This is a genomic window from Kaistella palustris DSM 21579 (genome assembly GCF_000422265.1).
In the GTDB taxonomy this organism is placed as follows: Bacteria; Bacteroidota; Bacteroidia; order Flavobacteriales; family Weeksellaceae; genus Kaistella; species Kaistella palustris.
The window spans coordinates 144,742-160,645 of sequence record NZ_AULL01000012.1; the positions used below are offsets into that span (position 1 = coordinate 144,742).

Genomic DNA, 15,904 nt, shown 5'->3' on the forward strand with positions numbered 1-15,904 from the left:
GATTTATGATATATTTAAAGCGGCTTTCGGGCCGCTTTTTCTGTGTGTGCCGCACAAGTTTTTTACCCGCGCTTTATTTAAAATGTATTATATTTGTTGATTATAAAATTCAAGAATAGTGAAATTCACAAAAGAAATAAAAGCAGGTTTAATCGCACTTTTGGCTATAGTTGGCTTCGTTTTCCTCTTTCAGTTTATGAAGGGGAAAAGCCTCTTTACCACCGATAATATCTTTTATGCAAAATTCGATAATGTTGAAGGTTTAGCCGCATCTAATCCTGTTTCAATTAATGGTCTAAAGGTAGGGCAGGTCGATAAGATCGTACCTATTACAGATCCCGACGGTAAGATCCATTTCGTGGTTAAAGTCATTATTGATGATAATTTTGAGTTTTCAAAACGGTCAACGCTGGAGATTTTTGAACCCGGACTTATGTCGGGCAAGGAAATGCGTATAAATCTGGCTTATGGTCAACCAATGGCAAAAGACGGCGACACGCTGAAGGGCGCCTTTAAACTGTCGATGATGAACAGTATTTCCTCGCAGGTAGGCCCGGTAAAAGATCAGCTGCAGGTTGTCCTGAAAAGGGTGGATTCACTTACGGCCAATGCAAATCAACTTTTAAATGATCAGAACAAGATGGAAATTCGCGCGCTGCTGCTTAACCTTAACCGAACAGTTTCTTCCTTCGAAAATACATCGCGCCAGACCAACGCACTTTTAGCAAACAACGATCCGCGGATCCAGCGTATGCTGGATAATGCCAATTTAGCAACCATCAGCGCCAGAACCGCGATCGATAAATATGGTCGCGTTGCAGACGAAGTCGATGTGCAAAAACTCAATAACACCATTGACAAACTCAGTACTACTGCTGATAAACTCAACGGAGTGGTTTCCGGTATTCAGAATGGTGAAGGAAGTTTAGGGAAGCTTACCAAAGATGATCAGCTTTATAACAATCTGAATACAGCGTCCGACAATCTCAATAAACTGATCGAAGACCTTAAAGCCAATCCAAAACGTTACCTGAATTTCTCTGTATTTGGCAAGAATGTAAAAGACTAAAAAACCCTTCAATATGCAATATATTGACAATATTGTTTTCCTCATCGCTCTGATTGCAGGATTTGGACTTTTTTTTAAAAGTTTAAGAGAGATCTACCGGAACATCAAACTCGGAAAAAAAATTGACCGGACCGATCAGGCTCCGCTGCGCTGGAAAACAATGGGAAAAGTGGCACTCGGCCAGAGTAAAATGACCAAGCGTCCGATCGCAGGTATTTTACATATCTTTGTGTACGTGGGTTTTATCATCATCAATCTGGAACTTCTGGAGATCATTATTGATGGGATTTTCGGAACCAAGCGCTTTCTTGCACCGGTGTTTGGGCCGGGGCTTTATGCATTTTTTACATCCACTTTAGAGATTTTGGCACTTCTTGTCGTGATCGCAGTTGTACTGTTTTTCATCAGAAGAAATTTTTACGGCGTCAAAAGGCTTAATATGAAGGAACTTTTCGGCTGGCCCAAGGAAGATGCGAACTGGATCCTGGTTATTGAATTTGCTTTGATGGTGGCATTTTTCACCATGAATGCCGCGGATTATTACAGCGACTCACAGCAGTTTGCGGGTAATTTCCCCGTCTCCAGACATCTTTTTGGCTTCTTTTCGGGCTTTGATGAAGGAACGCTTCATATAGTAGAAAAATCCGCCTGGTGGTTTCACTTTATCGGCATCCTGTTTTTCATGAATTATCTTTATTATTCTAAACATCTTCATATTATACTCGCGTTTCCCAATACCTGGTTTGCTAATCTGGAACCTAAACTGAAGTTTAACAACCTGGATTCGGTTACCAGAGAAATTAAACTGATGATGGATCCAAATGCCGATCCCTACGCCGCGCCGCCGGAAACTGATCCGAATGCTGTGCCGGAAACATTCGGTGCGAGCGATGTTTTCGATCTCAATCAGGTCCAGTTGCTCAATGCGTATTCCTGCACCGAATGTGGGCGCTGTACCGCGGTGTGTCCGGCAAATATTACAGGCAAGAAACTGTCGCCACGTAAAATTATGATGGATACGCGCGACCGGATTGAAGAAGTAGGGAAGAACATCAATAAAAACGGAAAGTTTGTTGACGACGGAAAAAAACTTTTAGACGATCATATACTTAGAGAGGAGGTTTGGGCCTGTACAACATGCAGTGCATGTGTTGAGGCATGTCCTGTTCTTATCGATCCACTGTCGATCATTGTTGAGCTGCGTCGGTTTCTGGTGATGGAGCAATCCTCCGCACCGCAGGAACTTAATCTGATGATGACCAATGTTGAAAACAATGCCGCACCGTGGCAATATAATCAGGCAGACCGTTTGAACTGGGCAAACGAATAAAAGTCTAAATAACTGTCGCTCTTTTAAAGAAACAAATGCCGGAAATAATTTCATACAGACCTGAATTCGCAGCCGATTTTAAAAATCTGAATACGGCATGGCTTGAAAAAAATTTCGTTGTGGAACCGTATGATGACGAAGTTCTATCGAATCCACAAAAATATATTTTAGATAAAGGCGGTCAGATCTATTTTTTGGTGGAAGATGACAAAGCAGTAGGAACTGTCGCTCTGATGTACAATGAGTATGACGAGTTGGAATTTACAAAGATGGCTGTAGCCGAAAATTATATGGGCAGAGGATTTGGCAATCTGCTAATGCAGTACTGTATCGATGAAGCCAAAAAGATGGACAGCAAAAACCTGATCCTCTATTCCAACACGGGCTTGGAACCTGCCATAAGTCTGTATAAGAAGTTTGGTTTTGAAGAAATTCCGGTAGAGAAATCGGAGTATGCCAGATGCAATATTAAAATGGTTAAGACATTAGATTAAAATTAAGTGATCATTACATGGATTTTACTATAAAAACAATGGCCGAATACGCCGCCGAAGGTAAAACACCCGAGGTTTTATTTTTTGTCGGGTGCATGGGCAGTTTTGATGACCGTGCAAAAAAAATTACAAAAGCGCTGTGCCGGATTTTGCACAAAGCAGGGGTTGAGTTCGCTGTTCTCGGGCAGGAAGAATCGTGTAACGGTGACCCTGCAAAGCGTGCGGGCAACGAGTTCATTTTCCAGATGATGGCGCATACGAATATCGAGATCATGAATGGTTATGGCGTGAAAAAAATTGTAACTGCGTGCCCGCACTGTTTCAATATCATTAAAAATGAATATCCTGGACTTGGCGGCAATTATGAAGTTTTGCACCATACACAGTTCCTGCGAAAAATGATGGAAGAAGGCCGGCTGAAAATCGAAGGCGGAAGTTTCAAAGGAAAAAAGATCACTTTTCACGATCCCTGCTATTTAGGCCGCGGCAACGGCGAATACGAAGCACCGCGACAGCTCCTGCAAAAACTCGATGCCGAACTTGTTGAAATGAAACGCTGTAAATCCAATGGTCTCTGCTGTGGCGCCGGTGGGGCGCAAATGTTTAAGGAGCCCGAACCGGGAAATAAAGATATCAATGTGGAGCGCACCGAAGAAGCCCTGGCAGAAAAACCCAATATTATCGCTACAGGTTGCCCCTTCTGCAACACCATGATCACCGATGGCGTAAAGCATTTTAATAATACGGAAGTTGAAGTACGTGATATTGTAGAACTGCTCGCCGAAGCAGAAGATCTGTAATGCCACAAAATGTACTTTACTTTCTGATTAGCGCAGGTTTTGTGTTATTTGTGGGAAATATCTGGTCTGCAGATTTCGATACAGGAAAAATTAATTTTTATAGCGCCGCGGCCAGCCTTCTAATGGTCGTTTTGGGTTTTGTAGAATTAAGAAAAAGAAAGAAAAATGAAAATTGAAGAATCTTCTATAGTAGAAACTAACGATTACCGTGTAATTATTTATCCGGCTTCGCGCCCGTTTTCGGCGAAGGAAACAAAAGTGATCGCCGAAAAATTATATGATTTCATCGGTTCATGGGCTGCGCACGGAAAGCCTCTGGAAGCCTCATTTAAGATTGAGAAAAACCAGTTCATCATCATTTGTGTGGATGAAGAAAAGGAAGCTGCGTCAGGCTGCTCAATTGATGAACTTGGAGGCGTAATCAGAGAGATCGATAATGAGTTCCAGCTGGGATTTTTTGACCGTATGAAAGCAAGTTTTATAGAAAACGGTGAAGTTAAAACCTTGAAACTCCAGGACTTTAAAAAAGGTATAAAAGAAGGGAAATTTGCGCCGGATATTCAGGTATTCGACTTTTCTAAAAATTCTTACATTGCTTTTCTCAGCGATTTTCTGCTGCCTTTAAGAAGAAGCTGGGCGGGGATTTACATCAGTTAAGAGAAACCTGATCAACAAAATATTAAATATTCTTAAAACTTTTGAAATCATTTTCAAAAGTTTTTTTGCTTTATGTTGATCTCAAAGATTTTCGATGGAATTTCCAACGCATCAAAAACCGTTGCAGCTAGTTTATCTTTCGTAAACACCGCGCACATGGTGTTTTTTGGGTGGTAAAGATAGCGGTGATTTTCGGCGCCAATTCCGTCTAAAATTCCTTTGAAAACCTCGAACCGGATTTTTTGTGCGCTGTATGCGTAGTCGTGCCATACCACAATAGAATTCTCGTGTAACAGGTGAGCGAAAACATTTTTGGTGTCGCTCACAACCATGTCGTAGCTGTGATCACCGTCGATAAATATCAGGTCATATTTTTTCTGAAGACCCTTAAAATCAAAATTTCTGGTATTTCCTGTAAGGTGAATTATTCTAGGATTCCCTTCAGAAAGTATCCCGTGCTGCTGTGCATATTTTTTCTCCCAACCTAATTTCTCCATTTCCTTTGCCGATAAATTGAGAGTAGTACAGTCTTTCGTAAACTTCGCGACATTATGCACGCTTTCGCCACGCCATGTTCCGATCTCAAAATAAGTTTGTACGGATTCTCTGTTGGCTAAGGTTGCAAGAAGCTGTAAATCAGTGATAAGCGAACTTCCGTCGAGCAGAAAGCTCTCCACCTCTTCCACTGCATTTCCGCCATTCAAATCTTTAATTTCAATCTGTGGTAAACTGGTAAAATTAGAGTATTTTTGTTTGAATCTTTCCTCGTAAACGATGTTGCTGTCATTAATCAGATTAATTAAGGCTGGCCTTTTAAGCACAATTTTAAGAAAAGAAAATAATTTTTGAAATTTGGCGGTCATTGTTACTGGAAGGTTTGTTTGGCAAAATGGTGTCAAACAAAGATAATATTTATAAAGAGTTTTGCAGAAGAAAAACATCCTTTTTATTTCCTCATGGTTTCCCAATAAAGCGGAGCCGACCAACGGTAATTTTGTGCAGCGGCATGCCGAAGCTGTTTCCGGCATTCATTCCGTGGAGGTTTTGCACGCCATCGGTATCAAAGGGCAGTCTCAGAAATTTGCAGTTGAAAAGAAGATGGAGAATGGTCTGAAAATTTTAACTGTCTATTACAGGAATTCCTCCAATCCTGCGGTTAACTTTCTCCGACGGATGCAGGCGTATTCTTTAGGCTTTAAAAAACTGAAAAAACCCGACCTGGTTCACGCCAATGTTTTGCATAACAATATGCTTTTCGCCGTTTATCTGAAAAAGCGGTATTCAATCCCGTTTGTAGTAACAGAACACTGGACCGCGCTGCGCCGGATTAATGCAGAAACTACTTCGTCGAATATAAAACGTATTGCTAAATTTATTGGCAATCAGGCAGAAATGGTTTTGCCGGTTTCTCAGGACCTTTTATCTGGTCTAAGATTTTTAGGGATTTCAACTCCGATGAAAGTCATTCCAAATGTAGTGAATACGAAACTTTTTGAGCCAAAAGAGAAGCCCAACGGGCAATTTACATTCATCCACGTTTCCAATTTGATTGCACGCAAAAATCCGGAGAAGATCCTGAATGCTGCACTGAAACTGATGGAAAAAGGAAATGACCTTTACTTAAAGATCGGCGGCGACGGTGATGTTTCGCATCTGGAGCAGATCCGTCAGCGGTCCCGGTTTAAAAACAATATTGAAATTTTTGGCATACAGACTTTGCCGCAGATCGCCGCAAAAATGAAATCAGCAGACTGTTTTATATTGTTGAGCGATGATGAAAATCAGCCGTGCGTGATTGCAGAATCTTTCGCAAGCGGCCTGAATGTGATCTCCACAAATGTTGGTGGAATCTCAGAATTTTTCCCCGAAAGTGCAGGAATTTTATTGGAAAAACCAGATGAAGATCTGCTCGAAAAAGCCATGGTTAAAATAATGTCGTCGGAATTTGAGAAAAGACCTGAGTTTCTTACAGAATATGCGGCAGAAATATTTTCCGTAGAAGCAATTGCAAAACAGTTTTCTGATGTTTACACAGCTATTTTAAAATGAAAAAGGGATTTTCGCTTGTCATTTCTCCTGGCGATGTTCGGGTAAATTCTTTTATTGCAAAGGACTACGACAGCTTTTATTTAAAGAATCCGCAGTTCGATTTTCTTTTTGAAGGTGTTTTGCTGAATAGGCGAAAGTTGCTTCAGGAATTTGCGTTAAAGGATATCGCGACTTTAGTTCAGGAACTATATCTGCAGAAAAAAGAAGCCATCATCAAACTGTTTGAGGGCGAGTTCCGCGGTTTTATTTTTGATAAAATTAAAGGCAAAGTTTTCGTTTATACAAACATCACTTCAACGCAGCGGGTTTTTTACAGTGTTGAAAAGGACAGAATTTTTGTAGATTCCGGTTTGGTCCGGCTCAACAAAACCCTACGTAATTCCGGTATAACGACGGAGCCAGATCTGGACTCGATGTATCAGCTGTTATGTTTTACCAATTTGCCCGAGGATAAAACTCCGCTTTCCAATGTAAAAAAACTTCTGGATGCACATTATCTGGAAATTGATGTAAACGCACTTCAGGTGGAGCAAAAGGAATATTTTAATCCTTCAGGAACTCCGCGTTTTTCCGGTTCAAAATCAAATGCACTCGATCAGATTCATGAGGTTTTTTCTAATTCGGTTTTGCTTGAATATGAGAAGGATACGGAATTGGGGACGGATCATCTCGCACTTTTAAGCGGCGGTTTAGACAGTCGTGTGGCAATGCTTTATGCCGTTAAAAATCAGCATAAGCCGGGAAATGCGCTTTGCTTCTCGCAGTCCGGTTACTTTGATCATACGATCTCGCAGAAAATTGCTGCGGACTTTGATATTCATTATGAATTTATTCCTTTAAACGGTGGCAAATTTTTAAATAAAATTGATGAACTCACCGAGATTTCCGAAGGAATGGTTTTTTATACCGGTGGGATTCATGTGCAGCACGCGCTGGAAAATATGAAGTACGAAAATTTTTCACTCTTTCACAGCGGCCAGATTGGCGACGGCGTTTTGGGCGGTTTCAATACGGAACCCCGGCGAAAGAAACCCACTTACTTTAAAATTGTGGAAAATGAAAAGTTTCTGCCAAGAGTACAGCAGTCTTTAGATCAAATTCTAAAAAAGTATGAGAGTGAAGAACTCTTTATGCTGCGAAATGTGGCGTACAACAGAACCGGTCTAGGTGCACATGTTTTCCAGCAAAAGCGCTACCAGACTTCGCCTTTTATGACGGCAGACTTTCTGAACCTCGCGCTCTCGCTTCCGGAGGAATGGAAGTTTAATCACCGTTTTTATATCGACTGGATCAATAAACATTGCCGGGAAGCAACAAAATACCGGTGGGAAAGGACGCTGATGAAACCCAATGCGAATTGGAAAACATCTTTTGGCGACCGGTTTCTGAAGCGTGGTTTTAAGGTTCTGAACGATAAGATATTGAAAACACCGCAAAATTCTAGCATGTATCCCTACCAGTATTATTTTGATAGCGATCCGGCAATTCAAACTTATTATCAAAACTATTTTGACGGGAATATTCACCGTTTAGAGCGGTACCCGGAACTTTACCGGGATGTGGAGGAACTTTTTAATTCGCGCAGCTTTTCGGTAAAATCCAAAGCAGTAAATATTCTGTCTATCTTTAAACTTTATTTTTAAAGATGAAAAGCCTGCGCAGTTTCCTGCATAATTTTTTTCAGAACAAAGGTCAGCACGTTTTTTTTTCGCTGCTGATTGCCAAGGTCTGCGCTTTTTTAGGCTCATTGTTTATTATCCGGATTTTACCTGCCGGTGAATTTGGAACTTTAAGCATTGTGGCTTCAGTTTTTGCGGTATTTGCACCGTTCAGCGGATTTGGCAGTCAACAGAGTCTGCTGCGTTTTGGCGCCATCAGCACAGATCTTTTAGAAAAAAAACTCCTTTCAAATTATCTTTTACGTACAGGTTTCATTTATCAGCTTTTGTTAAGCGCTATATTCCTGATTGTGAGCCTGTTTTTCATCAGTAAATATGAAGATATTTTGCTCATTTTCCTTTTGTTCGCCGTGCGGCTGGTCGGTTTTTATCTGGTCAGTCATATACAGTCCGAACTTAGGATCTTTGGAAATAACCGCGGATTTGCGCAGATCACCAATGTGGTAAATGTGAGCGGCGTGATCCTGTTGTTGGTCCTATCTTATCTTTTTGGTTTAATGGGTTATCTTTTGACAATTGCCTGCACACCGTTTCTGGCTTTGTTCTGGTTTCGCAGGGAGCATTTCCGCTCCCTTCAGAAAGCTCTTAAATTCCATAAAAAAGAGATCTGGAGCTACGGTCTTCACGCCTCAGGAACCGCCTTGCTTTCAGATGCCCTTTTCTCCGCAGATGTTTTGATGCTCAGTTTTCTGATGAACGAGAATGCTGTGGCAAACTATAAAGTTGCTATTTTAATTCCGGCCAATATTACTTTTTTAGCCCTCACTTTTATGCAGAGTGATTTTCCGGTTTTGGCAAAAAATTATAGAGACAAATCGTTTCTCGCAGATTATATCAGGAATTATTACAAAATATTCATTCCTGTCGCGTTTTTAATTTTTGTTTTCGGACTGCTTTTCAAAACGCAGATTCTGCAGCTTTTTTTCAGCAGTAAGTATGTCGGTAACTCCTGGGCTTTTGCGCTTTTACTTGGCGGCTTTTGCCTGAATATGCTGTTGCGGAACCTTTACGGTAATTTACTCTCAGCGGTAGGAAAAATGAAGATCAACACCATGGTTTCACTTTTCACGCTTTTTTTACTTATTGCTGTTTCATTTATTCTTGTGCCCAGGTTCGGATTTAACGGAATGGCTGTAAGCTTAAGCCTGAGTATGGTTCTAGGTGGTTTCGCACTTATGTTCTCCTTTTTTCTTTATTTAAAAGAGTTGGAATAATTTATCTTTGTTACCATGAAAAATCTCTTTTTCTCCTTTTTCCTCATTTTATTCGCGGTGCTTTCCTGCAGAAATACCGATGACGGTATACAGCGGATCGATCAGATTCTGAATCTGTATATCGATTCTGCCGGGCAGGATATGCTCAACAGCAAGATTCCGGGTTCATACAGCAATATACGCTGGAATGATATTTATGGCCTTACGGATAATGCTCCGGTTAGTTTCACAACTAAAAAAGATGCAGATACATTAACTTATCTGGAATATCTTGCAGGTGCAAAACGGAAGCTGATCGATTCGGCCGGTGTTACGAAGACCTATGAATCCAGAATCGCATTGGCGCTCACACGGAAGGTGACAGATTCTACGACAAGTGTGGCCAATGACACCATGACCATTCAATACACAGCCACGCCCGAACTTTTTCAGATTTCAAAGGTTTTCTATAACGGCATTCTTCAGTTTACAAAGGCCGGAACCGAACCGAATACCATAAAAATCCAGAAATAAATTCGGCGGGAAATCCTTTTTAAAAATTGTAAATTTGCCGGAAACTACTTGGTACTAAGCGCAGGCTTGGACCAGTTTAAATCTCATTTGAATGTTACAGGTTAATTTTTTGCGCGAAAATACGGCGCGCGTTTTAGAAGGATTGAAAAAGCGGAACTTTAAGCACACAGAACTCGTGGCAGAAGCAATTGCTGTGGATGATGAAAGAAAGAAAATCCAGTTTGATCTCGATCAGAATTTAGCGGAAATGAATAGGATTTCACGGGAAATTGGCATTCTCATGAAAGAAGGTAAAAAGCAGGAAGTTGAATCCGCAAAAGCTAAAACAGCCGAATTCAAAGAGAATTCCCAGAGTTTACAGCAAAAACTGAAAGATACCGAGAGCCGGCTTTTAGAAATACTTTATTTGATTCCTAATATTCCTTCCTCAAAAGTAGTTGCAGGAACTGCTGCAGAAGACAACGAGATCATCTTTCAGTCGCACGATGTGGAAGGTTTGGGTGAAGGCGCAATTCCGCACTGGGAACTCGCAAAGAAATACAATCTGATCGATTTTGAACTTGGGGTAAAAATCGCTGGTGCCGGTTTCCCTGTATATTTTGGTAAAGGTGCCAGACTTCAGCGCGCGCTTGTGCAATATTTTCTCGATAAGAATGTAGAAGCCGGCTATATGGAGGTGAATCCACCACATGTCGTAAATGAAGCGTCAGGTTACGGTACAGGACAATTGCCTGATAAGGAAGGGCAGATGTATTTCATTAATGAAGATAATCTTTACCTTATTCCCACGTCCGAAGTTCCTGTGACCAATCTTTACCGTGATGTTTTGCTTGATGAAAAAGATCTGCCGATTAAAAATACCGCATTTTCGCAATGTTACCGTCGCGAAGCGGGCAGTTATGGCGCCCATGTCCGCGGTTTGAACCGTTTGCACCAGTTTGAAAAAGTAGAAATTGTACGCCTCGAAAAACCTGAGAACTCCTATAACGCTTTGGAAGAAATGGTGGAGCATGTGAAATCGCTTCTCACCGATCTGGAATTGCCGTTCCGTATTTTGCGGCTGTGTGGCGGTGATATGGGTTTTACCTCGGCGATGACTTATGATTTTGAAGTTTGGAGCGCCGCACAGGAAAAATGGCTGGAGGTTTCATCGGTTTCAAATTTCGAGAATTTCCAGGCGAACCGTCTGAAATGCAGATTTAAAGGAGATGGCAAAACTCAGCTTGTACATACTTTAAACGGTTCTGCACTAGCGCTGCCAAGAATTATGGCTGCTCTTCTAGAAAATAACCAGACCGCGGAAGGTATAAAAATACCGGCAAAAATCGCCGAATACGCGAGGTTTGAGGTCATTAAGTAGAATCAGAATTAAATTTAAAAACCACCGTAATTGCGGTGGTTTTCTTTTATTCGGTGGTGATGATTATTTTTTTATCCTTATTGATGAGATTTTTTCCTCCATCTAAAAGTTCCTTACTGCGGACATTGATCTGAACCGTTCGGTTATCGATCTGCTTCACAAAATCATGTTTACCGACAATTGATTTAATCGGCTTTTGGAATTTCAGCGTATTGGTAAAATTCATATTGAACATTTTCATCATTCCCAGCATTCCCTGCGCCATCTGTTTACCGTAAACTTCAAGCGAATCGCTTTTGGTTTTCGGTGCTGTCGTTTCGGTTTTACCGGGTTGGGCCATTTCGCTTAAAAACTCTGCATTGTTGAACTTATCGGTATCTATGGTTAGCATTTTCCCGTTCCAGGTCGCCATGTTTTGAAGCGGGAGGCTTTTCAGTTGTTTGCTTTGGGTGAAAAGATCAGTAACTTCACTGGGTAAAAGTTTATCGTACTTTATTGACAGCCCATAAATTTCGCCCTTCTCTTTGTTCACTTTCATAAACATCTTCTTCAGGATCTGCACAGAATCACTGTTTAGGGTTACCAGTCCATCTTTCTGGATATCATACAGACTTTTCCAGTCAGTGGTAATGTTTTTCAGTTCTTTCGACTGCAGTAAACCGGAATTATTGCCCAACATTCCCATCATGCCAAGGGCACTCTGATCCATAAGAATGTTCGACTCCATGCTTGTTGCGGAATCTTTATAGTACGTGGTTTCGGTATTTACAGAACAGGACTGCAGTCCAAATATTGCGAGAAGAAATAGGCAGATATACTTTGCATCGTGTTACTTTTTTCTTTTTGATTCAAAAGAAGTACCAAAGTAAACGGGCAACTGACCACCCCGAATTGCGGGCTTTTTTTAATGGCAGCTTTCGTGGTTGCCCTCCATGTGCTCGATGGAATTGTTGTGGCGTACTTGCAGAGCCTCTTTTTTTGGCGAAATGTAGGGGATCCCAACTTCCAGTCCGCGAAGTATAAAAAGCCCGCCAAGAACGATCATCACTACCGGGATGATCTTCAGAACCTTGATGCGGAAAGCGGTCGTCATTAAATTACCCAGCAGTACAATTGAAAACATAAAAGGAAGTGTTCCCAAACCGAAAAGCGACATAAACAGCGCACTTTGCCAAATTCCACCGGCGGCCAAGCTTGCTGTGAGCGCCATATAAACCATTCCACAAGGCAGCAAACCATTTAGGATTCCTGTGCTGAAACGTGACCGATAATCGGCTTTTTGTAAAAGTTTCCCCAAATTCATCTTTATTTTTAATAAAAAATGAGAAAGAAAGGGAATTTTGGAGGCGAAGTTATTACCACCAAATGAAAAAACCGCCATAATGATCAGCAATACGCCGACCAGGATGGTGAGATACTGCTGGAAACCGGCAAGCTGAAAGCTTTTACCAATAATTCCTAAGACGGCACCCAAAAAAGAATAGGTAAAGATCCGGCCAAATTGGTAAGTTAAGTTCTGCAGATAGTAATTCGTTGCCTGCTTTCTGGTTAAACCCAGTGAAAGTGCAATAGGCCCGCACATTCCGATACAGTGGAAGCCGGAAGCGAAACCTAAACCAAGCGCCGAAATAATAAGTGCTATTTCCATTGTACGTCGTAATCGATTTCGTGCGGCTTCTTTTGAAACTGCCATTTAAGCTTCAGCGTATAAGATCCTGCAGAAAGTACTTTTGCGGGAATGAGCACCGAATTTTTCGAGTCAAGCTGCAACTCTTTTTTTACATCGAGGTTCGAGTCATTGGTGCGGTAAAGGTCGAAGTGTATCTTTGCGTTATCGGGCAGTATAGCCTGTGGGAAAGCCAGATAGATCCCGTCCGGTTTCTGCGTATAGACAGGTTTCTCCGGCAAAGCGTCTGCATTGTTTTTGGCATCGATGACCTGCTGGTAATTCAGTTCTTCGGTGTAGTAATCATCTGTTACCAGATCTGCATTTTGCTTGCCGTTTGGGAAAACCAGGATCATAAAAAGTATGAAAGCAATGAAAGAACCAAGCGCCAGAATTACACCGTGGCCCCAAGTGAATTTTTTTAACATATCGGATTAAAATTGAAGTTTAAATGGTCCTTCAAAGTAAGTTTTAAAAGTGTCGAGTAATTTACCATTCTCATCATAAACGCCAATACTGATGTTTTGTTTTGAGAGTTTGATGTCTTTTTGCGGGAAACTGATGTTTACAGTCCCTTTTGTAATGTCACCTTTTTTAATTTTGATCTTGTTGGTCTGGCTCAAAGATATTTCGCCGTTTGCCGGTTCCAGCACTTTGATGGTCAGCACCGCATCCCTGTTACTTTTATTTAGAAAAGTATAATTGTAGGTGTTTGTTATTTTACTGTCGCGTACAAAAAACGAAGAACCTGCAGGTTTAATGAATTTAGCTTCGACTGGATTTCTGTTATACAGCAAAAAACCCAGGAAACCGATCATCAACGCCAGAACTACGGTGTAAGCTTTGGTCCTTGTGGTATATTTGAACGGAAGCTCTTTTTCGATTTCGTCTTCGGTGGCATAGCGGATCAGTCCTGGTGGCAATCCGGTTTTTACCATTACTTCGTCACATGCGTCGATACAGGCAGTACAGTTTACACACTCAAGCTGCTGGCCATCGCGGATATCAATACCGGTTGGGCATACGACCACGCACTGGTTACAGTCGATACAGTCGCCTTTTCCGGCAGCCGCACGGTCTTCACCTTTTCTCCATTTTGCACGGTTTTCACCTCTTTTAAAGTCGTAGTAAACATTAATAGTCTGTTTGTCGATCAAAACTCCCTGCAGTCGTCCGTACGGGCAGACAAGTGTGCAGACCTGCTCGCGGAACCATGCAAACGTAAAGTAAAATGAAGCCGTGAAAATAATCATCACCAGAAAACTTGTGAAATTTGTAAGTGGACCTTCTTTGATCATATCAAAAACTTCCTGGTAACCTACGATATACATAAACATCCAGTGTGTGATGATCAGTGAGATCACAATATAGATCGACCATTTTAAAGCCCGTTTCCAGATCTTCTCATAGTTCCACTCCTGGCGGTCGAGTCTCATCTGTTTATTACGGTCGCCCTCGATTGCATATTCTATTTTACGGAAAACCATCTCCAAAAATATGGTTTGTGGACAGATCCAGCCACAGAAGATTCGGCCAAATACCACAGTGAATAAAATAATGAAGACAATCGAGGTGATTGCTCCCAGTGCAAGGATAAAGAAATCCTGCGGGTAAAAGGGCTGGCCAAATATGTAAAAGTGCCTTTCAACCACATTGACTAAAAGAAAAGGATTGCCATTAATCCTGATAAAAGGTAGGATGAAGAATAAAGCCAACAGGAAAACGGCGACTATAGTCCGGTAGTTCGTATAACGTCCACTTGGTTTACGGGGAAAAACCCATTTCCGTTTCCCGGACTGATCCATGGTTCCTACAGAATCCCTAAAGGTTTCCGCTTCTACAACCTGTCCCTGTCCTCCTCTAAATACATTATCTTGTTCAGCCATTTCTAAACTCTCGTTAAACAAAAAACATAACCCGTATTCTCGTATGTACCAGAATCGCGGATTATGTTTTCAAAATTATTACAGTTTTTTAATATTATTTCTCCCAGTTAGCGACAGTTCCCTGAGGAGCTGCCCCGCCTTCAGCCGGAGTTATGGGATTTTGTTCCTGGTTAATGTGATAAACATAAGCTGCGACGTTTTGAATGTCAAATCCTGTTAGGACGCCATTTTTTCCCCATGCCTGCATTGCAGGATTATTTGGTGAACCGTTTTCTACCATATGGAAAACGTTTTTAAATAAGGTTTTTTCCGGCTGGTTAATCCATGCGTTATCGGTAAGATTTGGTCCGATACCGCCACGGCCACCCTCGCCATGGCAGGAAACGCAGTTTGTTTTAAATACTTCTTCACCCGCAGCAATGTTGTCCGGCGAATATTCTGCATTTTCGATGGTAGGCGGCGGTGTGTTTTTTACGTATTCAGCGATACTTGCGGTCTGTGCTTTATATTCAGCATCATATTCCTTAATCGGATTTGCAAAATCCGTGAGCCAGTACGAAAGCATGTAAATGATACAGTATGCCACACCGAAGTAGAAAAGTCCCAGCCACCATCTCGGTAACTGATTGTCGAGCTCCATAATTCCATCAAACCCGTGGTCGATAAGAAGGTCTTTTTCATCTCCGGCAGGTTGCTTTTTAAAGGCGCTTTCAAAAAGAGACTTAAAATAGGGAGTCTGTTTGGACTGCAGATATTCTGCTTTTTCGGTATCCGAAAGGCTCTTGAATTTATCGTTCTCGATCAGGTCGCCAATTGCATGCTGGATCATTGCCAGTATGGCGGCAATTACTACAGTAAACCAGAAATAAGGTGAGGAAAGGAACGAGATGTTCTGTATGAACATAAAATACATAATGAAAAGAATCACAAGTATTATAGCAATCGTAATGTAAACGGGCGTTCTTGGTTTCATTTTATTGTTTTTTGATTACAGTTTTTTTTCGTCAATGTCATCGTTCAGAGGAGCGTTTGCTTCCTCATCGTAATGTTTTTTTGACCTTGAAAAAACATAAAATACGATACCTAAGAATAAAATCAGAAATATAATCATGGCGAGCGTTTGGTAAAAGCCCACATTTTCGCCGTTTGAGAGAATGTCTTTTAAACTCTGAGGTATCATATTATAT

General features: G+C 41.4%; 17 protein-coding genes. 10 read left to right on the forward strand and 7 right to left on the reverse strand.

Going from position 1 to position 15,904, the window contains the following annotated elements; all coding sequences use genetic code 11:
- The first annotated feature begins 118 nt into the window (after positions 1–118).
- The 5 genes from H562_RS0101855 (at position 119) to H562_RS0101880 (ending at position 4,350) form a co-directional block, all read left to right on the forward strand.
- The gene (locus H562_RS0101855; protein ID WP_027375955.1) at positions 119–1,069 is read left to right on the forward strand and encodes an MlaD family protein; all 951 of its coding nucleotides are present in this window, start codon (positions 119–121) and stop codon (positions 1,067–1,069) included.
- Positions 1,070–1,082: 13 nt separating this feature from the next.
- Positions 1,083–2,399 (forward strand): (Fe-S)-binding protein, encoded by a 1,317-nt coding sequence (locus tag H562_RS0101860; RefSeq protein ID WP_027375956.1) that lies wholly within the window; start codon positions 1,083–1,085, stop codon positions 2,397–2,399.
- A 35-nt stretch (positions 2,400–2,434) separates the two neighbouring features.
- A complete protein-coding gene (locus H562_RS0101865; RefSeq protein ID WP_027375957.1) occupies positions 2,435–2,893 on the forward strand; it encodes a GNAT family N-acetyltransferase in 459 nt (152 codons plus the stop codon).
- A gap of 17 nt (positions 2,894–2,910) precedes the next feature.
- Positions 2,911–3,693 (forward strand): (Fe-S)-binding protein, encoded by a 783-nt coding sequence (locus H562_RS0101870; RefSeq protein ID WP_027375958.1) that lies wholly within the window; start codon positions 2,911–2,913, stop codon positions 3,691–3,693.
- A gap of 165 nt (positions 3,694–3,858) precedes the next feature.
- Positions 3,859–4,350 (forward strand): hypothetical protein, encoded by a 492-nt coding sequence (locus H562_RS0101880; protein WP_027375959.1) that lies wholly within the window; start codon positions 3,859–3,861, stop codon positions 4,348–4,350.
- 53 nt (positions 4,351–4,403) lie between these two features.
- On the opposite strand, the gene H562_RS0101885 is transcribed toward H562_RS0101880, so the two are convergent.
- Complete coding sequence (locus H562_RS0101885) at positions 4,404–5,171, reverse strand: class I SAM-dependent methyltransferase (protein ID WP_169463245.1); 768 nt, start codon at positions 5,169–5,171, stop codon at positions 4,404–4,406.
- 103 nt (positions 5,172–5,274) lie between these two features.
- Here H562_RS0101885 and H562_RS0101890 point away from each other — a divergent pair, with 103 nt between their 5' ends.
- The 5 genes from H562_RS0101890 to serS all read left to right on the forward strand — a co-directional run bounded on the left by H562_RS0101890 (position 5,275) and on the right by serS (position 11,165).
- Positions 5,275–6,399 carry a glycosyltransferase gene (locus H562_RS0101890; RefSeq protein WP_027375961.1) on the forward strand — a complete coding sequence of 375 codons (1,125 nt, stop codon included), beginning with the start codon at positions 5,275–5,277 and terminating at the stop codon, positions 6,397–6,399.
- Positions 6,396–8,042 carry an asparagine synthase-related protein gene (locus H562_RS0101895; protein WP_027375962.1) on the forward strand — a complete coding sequence of 549 codons (1,647 nt, stop codon included), beginning with the start codon at positions 6,396–6,398 and terminating at the stop codon, positions 8,040–8,042. The genes H562_RS0101890 and H562_RS0101895 overlap by 4 nt, the downstream gene beginning before the upstream one ends.
- A 2-nt stretch (positions 8,043–8,044) precedes the next feature.
- The gene (locus H562_RS14485) at positions 8,045–9,292 is read left to right on the forward strand and encodes an oligosaccharide flippase family protein (protein ID WP_034690415.1); all 1,248 of its coding nucleotides are present in this window, start codon (positions 8,045–8,047) and stop codon (positions 9,290–9,292) included.
- Between the two features lie 15 nt (positions 9,293–9,307).
- Entirely contained in the window at positions 9,308–9,805 is a 498-nt protein-coding gene (locus H562_RS0101905; RefSeq protein WP_027375963.1) for a hypothetical protein, read from the forward strand.
- A 91-nt stretch (positions 9,806–9,896) separates the two neighbouring features.
- Positions 9,897–11,165 (forward strand): serine--tRNA ligase, encoded by a 1,269-nt coding sequence (gene serS, locus H562_RS0101910; RefSeq protein WP_027375964.1) that lies wholly within the window; start codon positions 9,897–9,899, stop codon positions 11,163–11,165.
- 46 nt (positions 11,166–11,211) lie between these two features.
- On the opposite strand, the gene H562_RS0101915 is transcribed toward serS, so the two are convergent.
- The 6 genes from H562_RS0101915 to H562_RS0101940 all read right to left on the reverse strand — a co-directional run bounded on the left by H562_RS0101915 (position 11,212) and on the right by H562_RS0101940 (position 15,897).
- The gene (locus tag H562_RS0101915) at positions 11,212–11,892 is read right to left on the reverse strand and encodes a hypothetical protein (RefSeq protein WP_156831945.1); all 681 of its coding nucleotides are present in this window, start codon (positions 11,890–11,892) and stop codon (positions 11,212–11,214) included.
- 177 nt (positions 11,893–12,069) lie between these two features.
- Complete coding sequence (locus tag H562_RS0101920; protein ID WP_027375966.1) at positions 12,070–12,813, reverse strand: sulfite exporter TauE/SafE family protein; 744 nt, start codon at positions 12,811–12,813, stop codon at positions 12,070–12,072.
- Positions 12,804–13,259, reverse strand: coding sequence for a FixH family protein (locus H562_RS0101925; protein WP_027375967.1), 456 nt, complete (start codon positions 13,257–13,259; stop codon positions 12,804–12,806). The genes H562_RS0101920 and H562_RS0101925 overlap by 10 nt, the downstream gene beginning before the upstream one ends.
- A gap of 6 nt (positions 13,260–13,265) precedes the next feature.
- Positions 13,266–14,717: a cytochrome c oxidase accessory protein CcoG gene (gene ccoG, locus H562_RS0101930; RefSeq protein WP_027375968.1), complete on the reverse strand. Its 1,452-nt coding sequence runs from the start codon at positions 14,715–14,717 to the stop codon at positions 13,266–13,268.
- Between the two features lie 94 nt (positions 14,718–14,811).
- The gene (locus H562_RS0101935; RefSeq protein ID WP_027375969.1) at positions 14,812–15,690 is read right to left on the reverse strand and encodes a c-type cytochrome; all 879 of its coding nucleotides are present in this window, start codon (positions 15,688–15,690) and stop codon (positions 14,812–14,814) included.
- Positions 15,691–15,705: 15 nt separating this feature from the next.
- Complete coding sequence (locus H562_RS0101940; protein ID WP_027375970.1) at positions 15,706–15,897, reverse strand: cbb3-type cytochrome oxidase subunit 3; 192 nt, start codon at positions 15,895–15,897, stop codon at positions 15,706–15,708.
- Positions 15,898–15,904 lie beyond the last annotated feature (7 nt).